The organism is Streptomyces sp. NBC_00659 (genome assembly GCF_036226925.1).
Lineage (GTDB): Bacteria > Actinomycetota > Actinomycetes > Streptomycetales > Streptomycetaceae > Streptomyces.
Genome location: NZ_CP109031.1, coordinates 1,253,870 through 1,271,758, shown reverse-complemented (window position 1 = coordinate 1,271,758; position 17,889 = coordinate 1,253,870). Strand labels below are relative to the sequence as shown.

The window sequence follows — 17,889 nt, the reverse complement described above, 5'->3', positions numbered from 1 at the left end:
CGCCCCGGGAGTTCGGAGAGGGATCAGACCGGCGGGGCGACGAAGCAGCCGCGGTCGGGGTCGTTGAAGGACTCCTTGGCGACCAGTTCGTTCATCGGGTTGGCGGTGCCCCACTGGTCGGTGACCTCGGGCTGGGAGAAGTCGTAGACGTGCGGGTGCCAGGTGTCCTCGTCCAGGCATTCCAGCTCGGTCGTGTACTCGACGGTGTTGCCGTGCGGGTCGAGGAAGTACGTGAAGGTGTTGTCGCCGGCCATGTGGCGGCCGGGGCCCCAGATCTTCTTGAAGCCGGCCCGGATCACACGGCCGGAGCCACGCATGTACTCGTCGATGCCGCGCATTTCGAACGACACGTGGTGAAGGGAGGCGTGCGGTCCCTTCGCCAGTGCCATCGAGTGGTGCTGGTTGGAGATCCGCATGAAGTGCATGACCTCGCCCATGTGCGGCGAGCTCAGGGTGTCGGAGAGCCGGAAGCCGAGGTGCTGCTCGTACCACTCCTTCGTCCGGTCCAGATCCGGGGAGTTGAGTACGACGTGGGACAGCTTGACCGGGATCGACTCCTTCTCCTCGATCTTGCGGTGCTGCCGTACCGCCACGTCGGCAGAGACCTCGATGGTCCGGCCGTCCACGTCGAAGAAGCGGAAGCCGTAACCGCCGCCGGGTGTGTCCACCTTGCCCGGTTGCGTGATCAACCGCACGCCACCGGAGAGGAGTTGTTCGGCGAGAGTGTCCACGTCAGCCGGCGAAGCGGCGCCGTAGGAGACGAGGTCGAGGCGCTTCTCCTCGGCCTTGCGCAGCCTGATGACGTACTGCTCGGGGGAGCCCTCGGCAGCGAGGAAGGAGATCCCGGAGTCCTCGGCGACCTTGGTCAGACCCCAGACACCCGCGTAGAAGTCGAGCTGCTTGTCGTAGTCGGGCACGGCCAGGTCGACGTGCCGCAGATGGGTGAGCAGGCGTGCGCTCATGAGGGTTCCTCCTCAGGACAGGGTCAGGTTGAGCAGGGCGGAGGCGGTACCGCCCCGGATGGCCTCGAAGTCGGCCTCGGAGACACGTGCGGCGCGCAGAGCGCCCACGGGGTCCTTCGTGCCCATGTCGAAAGGGAAGTCGGAGCCGAGCAGGACACGGTCGGGCCCGGCGACCCGGATCAGCTCCCGCAGGACGGACGGGTCGTGGACGAGCGAGTCGAAGTACAGGCGCTTCAGATAGCTGCTGGGCGGATGAGCGCAGCCGGCAGCCGCGTCGGTGCGGGCGGACCAGGCGTGGTCGGAGCGGCCGATGTGAGTCGGCAGGTAGCCACCGCCGTGGGCGGCGATCACCTTCAGCCCCGGGTGACGGTCGAGCACTCCCGAGAAGATCAGGTGCGACAGTGCCACGGCGTTCTCCGTGGGCTGGCCCACGGTGTTGGACAGGTACCACTGGTCCAGGCGCTCATCCAGCGTGCATCCGAAGGGGTGCAGGAAGATGACGGCGCCGGTCTCCTCCGCTCGCGACCAGAACGGCTCGTAGGCCGGGTCGGACAGTTCCAGGCCCGGAGCGTGGCTCGAGATCTCCACCCCGGCCAGGCCCTGCTCCAGCGCGTGATCGAGCGCCCCCACTGTGTGGTCCGGGTGCTGGAGCGGTACCAACCCGAGGCCGCGCAGCCTGTGCGGAGCGGCTGAACAGTGCCTTGCTGTTGCCTCGTTGGCCAGCCGGTACAGCTTCTCGGCTGTCTCCTCGTCCGTCCAGTAGTGGTAGTGCGAGGGTGAGGGGCTGACGAGCTGGACGTCCACGCCCTGTGCGTCCATCGCGGCCAGCCGTGCGGCCGGGTCGGTGAGCTGCGGGATGCGCTCGCGCACCATGGGGCCGCTGACCGCGAGGGCCGTGGGGCCGTTGCGCCGGGCATCCAGCGCTCTCGCCATCGCCAGTCCGGGCAGGCCGTCGACGAGGGACTCGACTTCGGGCAGCAACACGTGAGCGTGGACGTCGACGGTCGGTGAGGTCACGGCAGCTCCCTGAGCATCGTCATCGTGCGGCCCATCAGACCGGGTACGTCTGCGTCGCGTACGCCGTCGAGCTGCCACTGCCCGATCTGCACGGACGCCTCGACCACCGGACGGACGCGGGTGATACGCCGGTCGTAGTACGCCTGGAAGAGCGCGTCGTCCCAGACCTCGGTGCTGGTCAGCAGACGCGAGAGCACCCACGCGTCTTCCAGGGACAGGGCGGCGCCCTGCGCGAGGGTGGGCGGACAGCAGTGGGCGGCGTCGCCGACGAGGACCACGCGGCCCCGGTGCCAGGAGCCCTCGACCAGCATCCGGTCGAACCAGGTGTAGTTGACCTTCGCCGGATCGGTGATGTGCTCGGTGATCTCCGGCCAGAATCCTCCGTAGGCGGCGGCGAGGCCGCGCATCTCGTCGGCGTAGGACTCCGGCGGGATCGACGCCCGGTCGCGATTGGCCTCGACCACGTAGGCGTAGATCGTGGTGTCGCTCGTCGGACAGTAACCGGCGATGTAGGCCGGACCGCCGTAGGCGAGATCCGTGCGGGTGACGCCGGCCGGCCGGGGGACGGCGACGCGCCAGATGGCCATGCCGGTGGGTTCCGGCTTGGCGGTGATGCCGATGGCCGCGCGGGTGGTGGAACCCAGTCCGTCGGCGGCGATCACCAGGTCGTAGCGGCCCTCGCTGCCGTCGGTGAAGCGCGCGTTCACCCCTGTGCCGTCCTGCTCCAGCTGCTCGACCCGGGTGCCGAGGCGCACCGATGCGCCGCTGGCACGGACGGCGTCGATCAGGATGCGCTGCAGCCGGGGGCGCTGCATGCCGACGGTGGCGGGCAGGTCGTCGCCGCCGGTTCGAATGTCGCGTGCGACGTGCAGGACCGTTCCGTCGGGAGCGGTGATGCCGACGGATCCGAAACCGAAGCCGGACGCGCTGACCTCCTCCCACACGCCCAGTTCGCGCAGCACACGCAAGGCGTTGCCCTGCAGGGTGATGCCTGAACCGGCGGTGGCGTTCCAGTCGTCCTTCGCCTCGATCAGGTCGACGGTCAGACCGGCCCGGCGCAGCAGAATGGTCATGGCGTTTCCGGCAGCGCCACCACCGATCACCAGGACCGTGCGGGCTGTGCTCATGGAGAACTCCCTTGCTGAGCGCGTCACTTGATCGCGATCGGGTTGACGGGGGAACCGACAGCGCCGGTGATGCGCAGGGGCGCGGCGGCGAGCAGGAACTCGTACACCCCGTCCGCCGCGCAGTCCTCGGCCAGGGTTTCCAGGTCCCACATCTCACCGATGAGGAGGCCGATATTGGGTATCGCGACCTGGTGCAGGGGCTGGAAGGCGTTCTCGAACTCGTTGGGACGGACCTCGAAGCCCCAGGTGTCCGTGGCGATCGCCGCGATCTCGGTGCCGTGGAGCCAGCCGGCCGTGGTGAAGGAAAGCCCCGGCGCGGGTCCGCCGGCGTAGTCGCCCCACCCGTCTCGGCGTACCCGGGTCAGCTGACCGGTACGTATCAGCACGATGTCACCGCGTCCCACGCTCACGCCGTGCGCTTCCGCTGTGGCGGACAGGTGCTCCTCGGTGATGGCGAATCCGTCGGGCAGCTCGCCGGCGGTGCCCACGACCCGTCCCACGTCCAGGAGCACGCCGCGTCCGGCGACATGGGGAGCCATGTGCTCGATGCCGGTGACCAGGTCGCCGTCGGAGGTGACGACCTTCTCGGCCGCACGACCGTTCCACGCCTTGCCGTGGTCGAAGATGTGCCCGAGCCCGTCCCATTGCGTGGAGCACTGGAGCGGCATGGCGATCACGTCGTCGGCGCCGCCGATGCCGTGCGGGAAGCCCTGGTGGCCGAGCGCGGCGTCGGTGCCGGTGTCCAGCATCGTGTGCACCGGGTTGGTGCGCCGCCGCCAGCCCTTCTGCGGGCCGTTCATGTCGAAGGACTGCGACAGGGAGAAGCTGGCCCCGCGCCGGACGAGACCGGCACCTTCGCGGCGCTTCCCCTCGTCCAGGAAGTTCAGTGTGCCGAGCCGGTCGTCCTCGCCCCAGCGGCCCCAGTTGGAGTACGTCTTGGCCGCCAGCGCGATCGCGCCTTCCGGATCGCGGGGATCGACGGCCGTCATGCCTTCGCCTCCGCCACACATCGGGTGCTCTGGACGCCGAGCCCGGTGACCGAGCCCTCCATCACATCGCCGTCGCGCAGAAGGCGGCCCCAGTGCATGCCGTTGCCGGCCGGGCTGCCCGTGAGCACAAGATCACCCGGGAGGAGATGGGCCGTCCGCGAGGCGTACGACACCATCCGCGCGACCTTGAAGATCATGTCCTTGGTGGACTCGTCCTGCATGGTTTCGCCGTTGAGCTTCAGCGTCACCCGCAGGTCGTCAGGGTCGGCGATGGACTCGGCGGGCACGATCCACGGGCCGAGCGGTGTGAAGCCGGGCGCGTTCTTGCTGCGCAGCCAGTCGGTGCCGATCTGCGGCATGTCCCTGCGGAAGACGGTCGACCGGTCGGTCAGATCGTTGGCGATCGTGTAGCCCGCGATGTGCGCGGATGCCTCCGCGACGGACACCTGGTACGCGGGGCGGCCGATCACGACCGCCAGTTCCAGTTCCCAGTCCGGCTTCTCGGCCCAGGCGGGCAGCACGACGTCGTCGTAGGGACCCGTGATCGCACTGGGCAGGCCGATGAACACATACGGCAGGTCCTCGGTAGCCCGCCGGTCCATGATCTCGGCCGCTTCCGCTCGCCGTTCGGCCTCGGACCGGTCATCGCCGGGGGCACGGTGGGCGACGTGCAGGTCGATCACGTGCTGCCGGTAGTTCGCACCCGACTGGAAGACCTGGCGCGGTTCGACCGGGGCGTGCACGTGAAGGTCCGTGATCGGCGTGCGGCTGACGCCGGTGTCGGCGGCCAGGGTACGCAGCTGCGGCAGGGTCTTGTCCCAGCGATCCAGCAGGCTCAGCACGGTCAGCTGTTCGTCACCCAGTGCGGCCCGAAGGTCGAGGGCGTTGCCGTCCGGCGTGACGAGAGCGGGAAAGCGGGGCCCGTCGGGGGCCGAGAGAGTCGCGAGGGCGAAAGGTCCGGCGAAGAGTGCGGACGCGGATTCAGGTTTCACGGACATGTCCTCCTGATTGCGGTGCGACTAATCTGGACCCCGCACCACCGATCAGGGAAATCGATTCTATGGATGCCTTGCATCCATCTCGTGGATTGCTCCGGGTCGGCATCGCTCTGCAGAGGGACTTTCATGAACCTGGCCCGCTTGGATCTCAACCTCGTCGTCGCTCTGCGCGCCCTGCTGGAGGAGCGCAACGTCACCCGTGCCGGGCAGCGTGTCGGCCTCAGCCAGCCTGCGATGAGCGCTGCCCTCTCCCGGCTGCGCCGGCACTTCGACGACGACCTGCTCGCCCGCGTCGGCGGCCACTACGAGCTGACCGCGCTGGGGCAGGTCCTTCTGGACCGGACCTCGACCGCCTATGACGTGCTGGAACGCCTCTTCGCCAGCCAGGCCTACTTCGACCCGGCCAAGGAGAACCGGGAATTCAAGCTGGTGGCGTCCGACTACGCCGTGGCGATCTTCGGCACCGAGCTGGCTCGCGTGATCCATGAGGAGGCTCCCGGGATTCGGCTGCGCTTCTCCCAGACCCCGACGACGGTGGTGGACGACACCGCCACCCTGCTGAGCGCCAGCGACGGTCTGTTCATGCCGCACGGCGTCATCAGCGACTTCCCCGCCACCGACCTCTATGACGACCGCTGGGTCTTTCTCGTCGCGCGGGACCACCCGAGCGTCGACGACCGGCTCACCCGCCAGGACCTTGCCCGGCTTCCCTGGGTGACGTACCAGCGAACGTACGACGCCCCAGCGGTACGCCAGCTCGGCATGCTGGGGATCGAACCGCGGGTCGAAGTCTCCGTCGACAGCTTCCAGTCGCTGCCGCTGCTGGTCGCAGGCACCCGGCGCATCGCGCTGGTCCAGGAGCGTATGGCCCGGATGATGGAACCCATCGCCGCTGTCCGGGTGGTGGAGCCGCCCTATGAAGCCGTACCGCTGAGAGAGGCACTGTGGTGGCACCCGGTGCACACGCATGACGCGGCACACATCTGGCTGCGTGAGACCGCAGCGCGCGTCGGAGCCCGTCTGGGCCCGGGGCTGAGCGGCGCTTCTGACACGTCGGCTGTAGCGGCCCACCGGGCGGGAAGTCGCTGAAGCCTGACGCAGCCCATGACATCACTATCCACACGATGGATCGAGGGCATCGGTAACTTGGATGACGTGAGGGGTGGGCAGGCCGAGACCCGGAACGCATAGTCGTGGGACACCACCGCGCCCGTGAGCCGACTGCGGGGTCCGCCTGCACAGCCCGTCCGGCCCGGTCCGCTACACGGCGCTCCTCCCTTCCTCACGTCCCACGGAGTGCCGCCATGCCCGCTTCCGCCGCCCTGTCCGCCCACGAACATACGGGGGACCCGGCCGCCAAGGGCATGCTGGGCACGCTGGCCTCGGCCGTCGTGCTGCTCGGCCTGCTCACGATGCTGGTCTCGGCCGCGCTGCTTCCCCTGACCCGCCGATCACCGAAGACGCTGCCCCAGCATGTTCCCGAAAGCATCTGACTCACTTGGGTCACCGCGCCGGCGTCCGCATGGTCGACCGGCGCACGACCAGTTCCGGCTGCAGCACCACGTGGGTGTGTTCGTGCGTGGCGGCTTCGGCCGTGTCTTCGAGGAGCAGTCGGCCTGCCTCGCGGCCCAATGTGAGAGCGGGGCGTCGTACCGAAGTGAGCGGAACGACGGCGGACGCGGCGAATTCGATGTCGTCGTATCCCACCACTCCGATGTCTTCCGGCACCCGCAGGCCGGCCTCGTACAGCGCCTGCATCACGCCGAGTGCAAGCAGGTCGTTGGCGCAGAAGACGGCGGTGGGGCGCTTTCTGAGGCCGAGGATCCTGTGCCCGGCGTCCCTGCCGGCGCCCACGGTGAGCGCCGGGCACGGCAGGTCCCGAAGCGACTCCGCCGGAAGTCCGGCCAGGTTGACCGCGATGGCCGCTCCCCGGCGCCGGTCCCGAACCTGCTGGAGACAGTCGGGTCCGCTGACGTATCCGATCGACCGGTGTCCCTGCTGGATCAGGTGGCGCACGGCGGCCTGTCCTCCCGCGACGTCGTCGATGCCGACCGAACAGGCCCCCGGCTGAGGGGCGTTCTGGTCCGCGATGACGAACGGCACCCCGTTGCGGCGGAAGCCCGCCACCCTGCGCCCCGTGCCGTCTCCGGAGGCCAGGACGGCGCCGCGGACCTGGTGCGAGGTGATCAGCGAAAGGTGGCGGGCCTCGTCGGCCGGTCCTCGGCCGGCCGTGCACACCATGACCCCGAGGTCGGCCTCGAGCGCGGCCTGTTCCACGCCGGCGGCCAGCGCGGTGAAGAAGGGATTGGCCAGGTCGAGGACCAAGACGGCCACGAGCCGGGAAGCGAAGCCGCGCAACTGGCGCGCGCCGTCCGAACGTACGTATCCCAGGGCGTCGATGACGTCCAGGACCCGCTGCCGGGTCGGCGCGGCGACGATGTCGGGGCGGTTGAGGACGTTGGACACCGTGCCGAGCGAGACGCCGGCTTCCCGCGCCACGTCCTTGATGCCCACTCTGCGCCGGGCTCTGGCTTCCCGGGCGGCTGCTGTGTGGTGGCGCGGTGGCTCGCGCCGGACCACGGGCACGGTGGGCATCGTCCGTTCCACGGTCTACCGGCCTCCTGGCGTTGCCGTGCTCTTCCGCACGACCAGACGCGGAGTCATGGTGGTGCGGATCGCCCGGTCGCGGCGGCCTTCGACTCTCTCGATGAGAAGGCGCGCGGCTGTCGAGCCCATGGTGTGTCCGGCCTGGTCGACGCTGGTCAGCTGGACCGGGGCCAGGGCCGCGAGGGCCGTGTTGTTGTAGCCGACGAGGGAGAGATCGTCGGGGATGCGCAGGCCGAGTTCGTGGGCGGCGCGGTAGATGCCCAGGGCCGCGACGTCGGCGCCGGTCATGATGGCTGTGGGTGCGCGTTCCGCGGTCAACAAGGTCATACCGGCTTTGAAACCACCATCGTCGGAGTACGCGCCATGGTGCACCTGGGCGTGGTCAGCGAGGCCGTGCCGTTGCATGGCCTCCATGTAGCCGGAGGCGAGCACGATCTCGGGTGTTCTCTTCCACCGGCCCGTCTTAGCTCCGGGCGCCGAGACAAGGGCGATGTCGCGGTGGCCGAGGGAGACCAGGTGGTCCACCACCAGGCCGGCGCCGACATCGTCGGCGTCGACGACCGAATCATGGCTGTCCGCGGCGTCGTCGTGGCCGATCACGACCGTGGGTGTCGACGCAGCGGTGGCGAGGACCTCCGGGCGGGGCGTGCTCGGCGCGATGAGGACCAGGCCGTCCATCTGGCGGTCCACCATGGAACGGATGGTGCGGGCCTGGTCCTGCGCGTCGAACCCGGCCGCTCCGATCAGCACGGTGTAATCGGAGCTGCGCAGCTCGTCCCGGATGCCGTCCAGGATGTCGGCGAAGAAGGCGTTGCGGACGTTGTCCAGCAGGACGCCGATGGTGTAGGTCCGCCCGCGCATGCCACGGGCGGCGGCGTGCGGGCGGTAGTCGAGTGCGGTGATCGCGGCCTGCACCTTCTCGTGCATGGCAGGGCTCACCCCGTAGGCGTTGTTGAGCACCTTGGACACGGCCGCAATGGACACGCCTGCGTGCCGGGCGACATCGGTGATCGTCACGCGCTTGTTCTGCCTGGGTTCTGCAGCGCCGTCCATCGCCCGCACTCCGGTTCTCGTGGTTGGTGTAACGGTTTACAGGATGTCACACGCCCAGCGTCAAGTCTCTGGTTGAAATCCCTGGTGTTACAGCTCCGTGTCTTGACGGAGTAGGGCGACGGGTGCAGGGTGTTGCCCACTCGACATGGAGAACGTTTTACGAACTCCAGCGTGGCGCGGCCGCCTGTCGCTCTCGGCGCCGTCCTTCCGCCTCACATCTCGCTTCTTCTCCAACCCCTGGGAGTCACCCGTGTCCCTTCGCACGTTCCGCGCTCGGCGCACACGTCTGGGTCTGTTCACGGCCGGCGTGGCCTCAATGGCCCTGCTCGCCACCGCCTGCGGCGGCAGCGGGAGCGGTACCGCGGCGGCGCCGAAGAACTTCAGCTACCTCAGCGTCACCGAGAACACCACCGTCAAGACGGCCCTGACCAGCCTCTCCGAGGGCTCGTGCAAGTCCGCGAACGACGCGCTGCCCCTGAAGGTGGAGACCGTTCCCCAGGCGAGCCTCGACCAGAAGCTGCAACTGCTCGCCGGGCAGGGCGCCCTGCCGGTGCAGTTCGCCGCGGGCAACGCCCCCGCGCTCACCCAGAAGCTCGCCAAGTCGGGGAAGATCGCCGACCTGGAAGCCAAGCTGAAGGAGCTGGGAGTCGACGACCAGCTGGAGCCGGCCGCCGTGTCGACGATCAAGGCACTGTACGGCGGCAAGCTGGAGGTACTGCCGTACGAGTACAACATCGAGGGAGTCTTCTACAACAAGAAGATCTTCGAGGCCAACGGCCTGAAGGTCCCCGCCACCTGGGACCAGCTGGTCGCTTCAGCCGCCAAGCTCCAGGCCAAGGACATCCAGCCCTTCTCCGCCTCCGGTCAGCAGGGCTGGCCGCTCACCCGCCTCCTCAGCGGCTACCTCTACCGCAGCCTCGGCCCGGACGCACTCAAGGACGTCGCCGACGGCAAGGCGAAGCTGACCGACCCGCAGTACGTCAAGGCCGCCACCGAGATCGCCGCCCTCGGCAAGAAGGGCTACTTCGGCAAGGGCGTCGGCTCCATCGACTACGACACCGCCATGAACCAGTTCCTCACCGGCAAGGCCGCCATGCTCTACATGGGCAGCTGGGCACTGGCGAACATCTCGGACGCCAAGCAGGACAAGATCGGCGCGGACAACGTCGGCTTCATGCCCTTCCCGGCCGTCTCCGGCGGCAAGGGCTCCATCGACCAGTACCCGTCCAACGTCGGCCTCGGCATCACCCTGGGCGCCAAGTCCTTCGACAAGAACACCGGCGCCTGGGTCTCCTGCATCGCCAAGAACTACGGCAGCAAGGCGCTCAAGGACCACGGCTCGATCTCCGGTTTCAAGGTCAACACCCCGGTCACCGACGCCAACGAGGTCACTACCCAGGTGCGCGACACCATCAGTGCCTCCAAGCAGAACGTCCTGTGGTTCGAGGCCCTGTTCGGCACCAAGGCCACCACGATCAGCCAGACCAACGCCGCGGGCCTGGTCAGCGGAAGCGTGAGCCCCGAGCAGTTCATGCAGACCGTCCAGGACGCGCTGTCCGCTCAGTGAGCCGACCGGGGCGGCGTGCCTGACGCCGCACGCGCCTTCCGCGCGCCGCCCCGGCGCCTGCTCGGCACAACTCCTCATCGTCATCGAAGTGGATACCACTCATGCACCGCGTACTCGGTGACCGCAGGGCCATCGCGATCCTGCTCGGTCCCGCACTCGTCGTCTATTCCCTGATCATGCTCGTCCCGATGGTGTGGTCGCTCGGCTACTCCTTCACCAAGGGCAACTCCATCGACGGCTTCACCGGCAACGGCGTCGCCAACTTCTCCCGCCTTCTCGATGATCCGGCCGTCCGCCACGCCCTGTGGTTCACCCTCAAGTACGCCGTCGTCGTCACCGCCGGCCAGGTGGTCGCGGGCTACCTCCTGGCCCTGCTCTACGTCTTCTTCCTCAAGCGCGCCTCCGCGCTCGTGCGAACCCTCGTGTTCTTCCCCGTAGTACTGCCCACGGTCGCCGTCGGCCTGCTCTTCCAGAAGTTCTTCCAGGTCGCCCCGCAGACCGGCCCCGTCAACTCACTGCTGAACGCGGTGGGCATCGACTCCATCGACTTCTTCGGCAGCTCTTCGAGCGCCTTCTGGGTCCTCGTCGTCATGGACATCTGGCGCTCCATGGGCTTCTATGCCGTCCTGCTCTTCGCCGGTCTCGTCGACATCCCTGAGGAAGTCCTGGAGTCCGCGCGCCTCGACGGAGCGACAGGCCTGCGACTGGTGCGCCACATCGTGCTGCCGCTGTCCCTGCCCGTGCTCATGTCCTCTCTGATCTTCAGTATCAACGGCACGCTGAAGGCCTTCGACTCCATCGTCGCGCTCACCAACGGCGGCCCGGGCAACGACACCACGCCACTGACCCTGTACATGTTCCAGACGTCGTTCACCTACGGCGACTACGGCTACGGCAGCACCATCGCCGTGCTGCTCACCGTGGTGTGCCTGCTGGTGAGCCTGGTCGTCTTCCGCGTCTCACGGCGCGACCTCACGGAAGGCTGACAACCATGGCCATCGACACCCCTGTGAAGGCCACCGCCCATCAGGCGAGCCGCGGACCGTCCGCTGCTTCCGGACGGTCCCGTTCCCGGCGGCGCGTCCGGGTCAGCAAGGTGTGGGTGAAGATCGTCGTCACCCTGCTGCTGGTCGTCGAGATCTACCCGCTCGTCTGGATGTTCCTGACCTCACTGAAGTCCAACAGCGACTACCTCAACCACTCGACCTGGAGCCTGCCCACCACGTGGGAGTGGGGCAACTACACCGAAGCGTGGACCACCGGCCACATCGGCCTGTACGTCCGCAACAGCCTGCTCGCCGTCGTCCCGGCGCTTGCCCTGATCCTGCTGCTGGGAGCGGCAGCCGGTTTCGCGCTCCAGGTCATGGTGTGGAAGGGCCGCAACCTGACCTTGCTGGTCTTTCTGGCCGGCATGATGGTGCCGCCGCAGATGATCCTGCTTCCCCTGTTCACGGTGTACTTCCAGACCGGTCTGTCCGGCACGCTGTGGCCGCTGATCCTCACCTACACCGGCACAGGCCTGCCGCTGACCGTCTTCATGATGGCCACCTACTACAAGTCCGTCCCCCGTGAACTCTTCGAGGCTGCCACGATCGACGGCGCCGGGATCCTGCGCTCCTTCTGGACCATCAGTGTCCCGATGGTCCGCAACGCGCTCCTGACGGTCGGCCTGGTCGAGTTCTTCTTCATCTGGAACGACCTGCTGATCGCCCTCACCTTCACCAACAGCCAGGACCTGCGCACCGTCCAGGTCGGCCTGCTCAACTTCACCGGCGACTTCGGCGCCACCCAGTACGGCCCCCTGTTCGCCGCCATCTGCCTCAACGTCTTCGGCACCCTCCTGATCTACCTCTTCCTCAACCAGAAGGTCATGAAGGGCCTCACTTCCGGAGCGCTCAAGGGCTGAACCTCCGAAGCCCAACCGCTCCCGCACGTGAAGAAAGGTTCCCCTTGTCGACCCCCCAACCCGCCCCGGTCTCCTTCGAACACCTCCCGGACGGCCTCGGTATCGGTACGGCCACCCCCCGGCTGACCTGGAAGCTTCCCCCCGGCACCGGCAGTCAACAGGCCTACGAGGTCCGGCTCGAACGTTCCGGCCGTGAGCACAGCACCGGCCGGATCGAAGGAAGCGACCAGCTACTGGTGCCCTGGCCCGGTGAACCGCTGGCCTCACGCGAGAGCGTGACCGTCCGAGTCCGGGTCTGGACAGCCGGAACCGCGGCTCCTTCCGCATGGAGCGAGCCCAGCGTGGTGGAAGCCGGGCTGCTCGACCCGGCGGACTGGAGTGCGATACCGGTCGGCGGCGGATGGGCCGAGGATCCGGCCGCCGAACGCCAACCGGCCCGGGTACGCAAAGACTTCGACCTGGATCGCCCGATCACCCGAGCCCGCCTCTACGTCACCGCTCACGGCCTGTACGAGGTGGAGGTCAACGGACTCCGCGTGGGCAGCGAGATCCTCGCCCCGGGCTGGACGGTCTACCCCCACCGCCTGCGCTACCGCACCCATGACGTCACCGCCCACCTCGCCACAGGCACCAACGTCATCGGTGCCTGGCTCGGCGACGGCTGGTACCGCGGCAAGTACGGATTCGACGGCGGCACCCGCAACATCTACGGCACCGACCAAGCCCTCATCGCCCAGCTGGAAGTGACCTACGACGACGGCACCACCGCGGTCATCGCCACGGACGCCACCTGGACGGCGGCCACGGGGCCCATCGCCAGTAGTGGCCTCTACGAAGGCGAGCACTTCGACGCCCGACTCGACGACCCCTATTGGGCGACCCGCACGCCTGAGCAGCACACAGAATGGACCCCCGTTCGGCTCGGCAACCGGAACCCGCGCACACTCGTCGCCCCCCAAGGCCCGCCCGTGCGCTGCACCCAGGAGATGGCCCCTGTCGCCATCATGCGAACGGCCGACGGCCGTCACCTCCTCGACTTCGGCCAAAACCTCGTCGGCCGGCTCCGCCTCACCGCAGACGGCCCCGTCGGCACCACCATCACCGTTCGACACGCCGAAGTGCTCCAGGACGGAGAACTGGCCACCCAACCCCTGCGCGAGGCGTACTCCACCGACACCATGATTCTGTCCGGACGTGGTCCGTACACGTGGGAGCCCCGGTTCACCCTGCACGGCTTTCGCTACGCCGAAATCAGCGGCTGGCCAGGGGAGTTGACGCAGGAGTCGGTGACGGCCCGTGTCTATCACACAGACATGCGACGTACGGGCTGGTTCGAGTGCAGCGACCCGCTGATCAACCGGCTCCACGAAAATGTCGTATGGAGCATGCGCGGCAACTTCGTCGACATCCCCACCGACTGTCCCCAGCGCGACGAACGCCTCGGCTGGACGGGCGACCTTCAGGTCTTCGCCCCGACCGCGAGCTTCCTCTACGACTGCGCCGGCATGCTGGACTCCTGGCTCACCGATGTCGGGCTCGAGCAGCTTCCCGACGGCACCATCCCCTGGTACGTGCCCGTCATCCCCGGCAAACCGATGTGGACGCCGATCCAGCCCGGTGCCGCCTGGGGAGACGTCGCCACGCTCACCCCCTGGACCCTGTACCGGCGCTTCGGCGACCTGCAGATCCTGCGCCGCAACTACGCCATGGCCAAGGCGTGGGTGGACCTCGTCGAACGGCTCGCAGGCCCCGATCGCCTCTGGGACACCGGATTCCAGCTGGGTGACTGGCTCGACCCCGCCGCCCCGCCGGATGACCCGGCTGCCGGCCGCACCGACCGTTACCTGGTGGCCACGGGCTACTTTGCGTATTCCGCCCGTCACCTGTCCCTGGCCGCGGCCGAACTGGGCATGGAACAGGACGCCGCGCAGTACGCCGCACTGGCCGCAGAGGTGGCGGCCGCCTTCCGCCGCCGGTACGTACTGCCCGTCGGCCGCATGACCAGCGACAGCCCCACCGCCTACGCACTCGGTATCGCCTTCGACCTCCTCACCGAGCCGCAACGACGCGCAGCCGGCGACCGGCTGGCCGAATTGGTCCTCGCCGACGAAGCCCGTATCGCCACAGGATTCGTCGGGACTCCGGTGATCTGTGACGCCCTCACCGACACCGGCCACCTGGACGTCGCCTACCGCCTGCTGACCCAGACCGAATGTCCTTCCTGGCTCTATCCGGTCACGCAAGGGGCAACCACCATCTGGGAGCGGTGGGACAGCCTTCGCCCCGACGGCACCCTCAACCCCGGCGGTATGACCTCCTTCAACCACTACGCTCTCGGAGCCGTCGCCGACTGGCTGCACCGCGTCGTCGGAGGCATGGCCGAGTCCATGCCCGGCTATCGGCAGCTTGTCTTCCAGCCCCGGCCCGGCGGCGGCATCACCTGGGCACGGACACGCCACGAAACGCCCTACGGCGCAGCCGAGTCGTCGTGGGAGACAACCGCCGACGGCCGGATGCGCATCCATGTCGTCGTGCCCGACGGCTGCTCCGGCGTCGTGCGGCTCCCAGGGTGTCCGCCGGTCCATGTGGAGCCGGGGGAGCATGAGCTCGACTCCTGGGAACTCCTGGAGAAATCAGCCTGAGAAACATTCACCGATTCCAAACAGTCCGGCGCTGATCACGGCGCCGGACTGTTTGTTTTCGGCATCCTCTGCGGCTTTGCCATTCGGCCTGTCGATGACGCCTATCGATACGGTTTATAGTCAGTCACGCTGCCTGCTGGTTTCAATTGAAATTTCGCGCACACTTTTCAATGTGAGTATCAAACTGGCTGGTCAACGGCATTTTGTTGCACGGCTGCCGAAAGGGTTGACCCTGCTGGGCGGGTCCTCTAGTTTTTCCGTTCAACAAGCGTACGCCGCATGGAAATCTCCATTCCCTCACTGCTTCTGCTGCCGCGGGACTCGGTAGGCAAGCAGGTGAGTCCGGGAACACCGCAGGGATCCGTTTCCCTCCCCGAGTTGGGGCCGGCCGTGAACCTGACCCCTCGGCCGGCCCCTTTTTCCATAAGCGTAGATCCGCCCCCCTTTCGGAGAGCCGCCGTGAAAAGAAGATCATTTCTGTCTGCCGCCACCCTCACCGCAATGAGCCTGAGCATGGCTCCCCTGATGACCGAAGCGGCAGCCGCCGCACGGTCCGAGGCACCGCAGGATCAGGCGGACGCGATGCTCGGCCGTATGACAGCGGCCGAGAAGGAAGCGCTCGTCCGGTGCGACTTCGCGACCGTCGCTCACCTGGGTATACCGGCTCTGACCATGGTGGACGCCTCGGCCGGTCTGCGCGGCGAGCAAGGCGTGACCGCATTCCCGGTTCCGGTCGCGCAGGCGGCGACGTTCGACGAGAACCTGGCGGCACGTATCGGCCGCGCGATCGGCGCGGAGGGCCGTGCCAAGGGTTACAACAACCTCCTCGGCCCCACCATCGATCTCACCCGGACCTGGCACTCCGGCCGACAGTCCGAAGGCATGGGCGAGGACCCGTTGCTCGCCGGCCAGTTGGGCGCGGCTCTCACCACCGGCATACAGAGCCAGAACGTCGCAGCCACGGTCAAGCACTTCGCCGCCTACACGCAGGAGACCAACCGCTTCTCCACAGACACCAAGGTCTCCGACCGTGCGCTGCACGAACTCCACGAAGCACCGTTCCGCCGCGTGGTCACCGCCGCCCCGACCACTTCGGTCATGATGGCCTACCCGAAGATCAACGGAACCTTCGCGACACAGAGTTCGGCTCTCTTCGACGACTTGAAGAAGGCCATCGGACTGCAGGGCTACACCGTGCCGGACTTCTGGGCGGGTGACGACCAGGTCGCCGCCGCGCGAGCCGGCATGGACCTCGCCGGGCTCGGACCCTACGCAGTCAAGATCCCCGCCGGAGCACTCACGGGCGGTGCGATACCGAGCACCCGGCTCGACGACGCAGCCCGACGCATCCTCGTCACGATGTACGCGAACGGTCTCTTCGACCATCCTGTGCCCACTCCGGCGGCCGACGTCAGCACCCAGGCCCACCAGGACCTCGCCCATGAGACCGCCGTCGCCTCCCTGGTGCTTCTGGCCAACCGCTCCGCAGCACTCCCTCTGCCGACCACCCTGAAATCCCTGGCCGTCATCGGCCCGGCCGGTACCGACGTCCTCACCGGCGTGGGCGGCTCCACCTACGTCGACCCGGGTACATGGACGACGCCCCTGAACGCCATCCGCGTCCGCGCCGGCAGCGGAGTCACGGTCACGCACGCACAGGGCACCAAGGGAGATCTTCCCCTGACCGCGGTTCCCCCCACCGTGCTGCGCAGCGGCGCCGGGACCCCCGGCCTGTCCGCCACCTACTACTCAGGGGCAGAGGCCTCCGGCACCCCGCTCACCACCCGCACCGACGCCACCATCGACTTCACCGCTGCTCCCGTGGACAACCTGCCCGACGTGTGGTCGGCGAAATGGACCGGCACCCTGGTGCCGACGACCACGGGCCTGCACCGGTTCTCCCTGCTCGCCGCCGGAACCGCCACCTTGAAGGTCAACGGCACCACGGTCGCCACCGGCACCCGGCACAGCCGCCGCTTCTTCCTCGGCCCCTACGACTACCCCCTCCAGGGCGCCACCGCGCTGACCGCCGGAAAGGCCGTCACCATCGAGGTGACCTACACCAACGCGACCACCGACCCCGGCACCTGCGGGCTCACCCTCGGATGGCAGCCCGAATCCCTGATCCCCGCCGCTGTCGACGCGGCGCGCGCCGCGGACGCCGCCATCGTCTTCGTCAACCGGGTCGCCGGCGAGGACATGGATCACCTGGCACTCGGTCTGCCTGGTGATCAGGAACAGCTCATCGCCGCCGTGGCAGCGGTCAACCCGCGCACCACCGTCGTCCTCAACACCGACGGTCCCGTGACGATGCCCTGGCTCGGCGACGTCGAGGCCGTGCTCCAAGCCTGGTACGGGGGTCGCGGCATGGGCACGGCGCTGGCCGCTGTCCTCTTCGGAGACAGCGACCCTTCCGGCCGCCTGCCCGTCACCTTCCCCGCCGACGCCACCCAGGGGCCGGGCACCACACCCGCGACCTACCCCGGCAGCAACGGAGCCGTCTCCTACGACGAGGGCATCTCCATCGGCTACCGCTACTACGACAGCAAGGGGCAGCAGCCGCGCTTCCCCTTCGGCCACGGCCTGTCGTACGCCACCTTCGCCCACGGCTCCCTCGAAGCCACATACGACAAGAGAGCCAAGACAGTGACGGTGGGCGTGACCGTCACCAACACCAGCTCACGCAAGGGCACGGAACTCGTGCAGTTCTACGCCGCACTGCCGAGCGCCGCCGCCGCCGAGCCGCAGCGGCTCGTCGCGTTCCGCAAACTCACCCTGGCCCCCGCGGGCTCCCAGCGGCTCACGGTCGCCATTCCCGTGGACAACCTCACCATCTGGAAGGCAGGTGCCTGGGCACTTGTCCCCGGCAGGTACACCTTTGCCACAGCGCACAGTTCCCGCGACCTGACCGCGCAGCGAGCCGTTCCCATCAGCTGACCGCAATCCCAGTCGGCACGTCACGCCGTCCGCCTCCTCGCCACGGCGTGACGCGCCTCAGCCATTCCCGTCCGGCTCGTCGAA

Annotated in this window: 14 protein-coding genes; 7 read left to right on the top strand and 7 right to left on the bottom strand. The window is 68.1% G+C overall.

From position 1 onward, the window contains the following. Positions 1 to 23: 23 nt before the first annotated feature. The 5 genes from OG410_RS05330 to OG410_RS05310 are packed head-to-tail and all read right to left on the bottom strand — an operon-like array spanning position 24 to position 5,093. Complete coding sequence (locus OG410_RS05330; protein WP_328455748.1) at positions 24 to 962, bottom strand: VOC family protein; 939 nt, start codon at positions 960 to 962, stop codon at positions 24 to 26. A gap of 12 nt (positions 963 to 974) precedes the next feature. After that, on the bottom strand, positions 975 to 1,979 hold the full coding sequence (locus OG410_RS05325; RefSeq protein WP_329298053.1) for an amidohydrolase family protein: 1,005 nt from the start codon (positions 1,977 to 1,979) through the stop codon (positions 975 to 977). Next, positions 1,976 to 3,106 carry an FAD-dependent oxidoreductase gene (locus tag OG410_RS05320; protein WP_329298052.1) on the bottom strand — a complete coding sequence of 377 codons (1,131 nt, stop codon included), beginning with the start codon at positions 3,104 to 3,106 and terminating at the stop codon, positions 1,976 to 1,978. The genes OG410_RS05325 and OG410_RS05320 overlap by 4 nt, the downstream gene beginning before the upstream one ends. A 23-nt stretch (positions 3,107 to 3,129) precedes the next feature. Beyond that, positions 3,130 to 4,095 carry a cyclase family protein gene (locus OG410_RS05315; RefSeq protein WP_329298051.1) on the bottom strand — a complete coding sequence of 322 codons (966 nt, stop codon included), beginning with the start codon at positions 4,093 to 4,095 and terminating at the stop codon, positions 3,130 to 3,132. Then, positions 4,092 to 5,093, bottom strand: coding sequence for a fumarylacetoacetate hydrolase family protein (locus OG410_RS05310; RefSeq protein WP_266755491.1), 1,002 nt, complete (start codon positions 5,091 to 5,093; stop codon positions 4,092 to 4,094). The genes OG410_RS05315 and OG410_RS05310 overlap by 4 nt, the downstream gene beginning before the upstream one ends. Positions 5,094 to 5,219: 126 nt before the next feature. Between OG410_RS05310 and OG410_RS05305 the strand changes: the two genes are divergently transcribed. Together OG410_RS05305 and OG410_RS05300 are read left to right on the top strand one after the other, a co-directional pair. Continuing rightward, positions 5,220 to 6,182, top strand: coding sequence for a LysR family transcriptional regulator (locus OG410_RS05305; RefSeq protein WP_329298050.1), 963 nt, complete (start codon positions 5,220 to 5,222; stop codon positions 6,180 to 6,182). A 215-nt stretch (positions 6,183 to 6,397) separates the two neighbouring features. Further along, a complete protein-coding gene (locus OG410_RS05300; protein ID WP_329298049.1) occupies positions 6,398 to 6,586 on the top strand; it encodes a hypothetical protein in 189 nt (62 codons plus the stop codon). 10 nt (positions 6,587 to 6,596) lie between these two features. Here the strand turns inward: OG410_RS05300 and OG410_RS05295 are convergent, their stop codons facing one another. Together OG410_RS05295 and OG410_RS05290 are read right to left on the bottom strand one after the other, a co-directional pair. After that, complete coding sequence (locus OG410_RS05295; RefSeq protein WP_328455761.1) at positions 6,597 to 7,688, bottom strand: LacI family DNA-binding transcriptional regulator; 1,092 nt, start codon at positions 7,686 to 7,688, stop codon at positions 6,597 to 6,599. Between the two features lie 15 nt (positions 7,689 to 7,703). Next, the gene (locus tag OG410_RS05290; RefSeq protein WP_326789534.1) at positions 7,704 to 8,717 is read right to left on the bottom strand and encodes a LacI family DNA-binding transcriptional regulator; all 1,014 of its coding nucleotides are present in this window, start codon (positions 8,715 to 8,717) and stop codon (positions 7,704 to 7,706) included. A 286-nt stretch (positions 8,718 to 9,003) separates the two neighbouring features. Between OG410_RS05290 and OG410_RS05285 the strand changes: the two genes are divergently transcribed. From OG410_RS05285 to OG410_RS05265, 5 genes are all read left to right on the top strand, one after another. Further along, on the top strand, positions 9,004 to 10,320 hold the full coding sequence (locus tag OG410_RS05285) for an ABC transporter substrate-binding protein (RefSeq protein WP_329298048.1): 1,317 nt from the start codon (positions 9,004 to 9,006) through the stop codon (positions 10,318 to 10,320). Positions 10,321 to 10,421: 101 nt separating this feature from the next. Next, positions 10,422 to 11,306: a carbohydrate ABC transporter permease gene (locus OG410_RS05280; RefSeq protein ID WP_266755484.1), complete on the top strand. Its 885-nt coding sequence runs from the start codon at positions 10,422 to 10,424 to the stop codon at positions 11,304 to 11,306. A gap of 5 nt (positions 11,307 to 11,311) precedes the next feature. Then, positions 11,312 to 12,226 carry a carbohydrate ABC transporter permease gene (locus OG410_RS05275; RefSeq protein WP_329298047.1) on the top strand — a complete coding sequence of 305 codons (915 nt, stop codon included), beginning with the start codon at positions 11,312 to 11,314 and terminating at the stop codon, positions 12,224 to 12,226. Between the two features lie 44 nt (positions 12,227 to 12,270). After that, positions 12,271 to 14,868, top strand: a complete 2,598-nt coding sequence (locus tag OG410_RS05270) for a family 78 glycoside hydrolase catalytic domain (protein ID WP_329298046.1) — start codon at positions 12,271 to 12,273, stop codon at positions 14,866 to 14,868. 501 nt (positions 14,869 to 15,369) lie between these two features. After that, the gene (locus OG410_RS05265; RefSeq protein WP_329298045.1) at positions 15,370 to 17,805 is read left to right on the top strand and encodes a beta-glucosidase; all 2,436 of its coding nucleotides are present in this window, start codon (positions 15,370 to 15,372) and stop codon (positions 17,803 to 17,805) included. Positions 17,806 to 17,889: the final 84 nt, after the last annotated feature.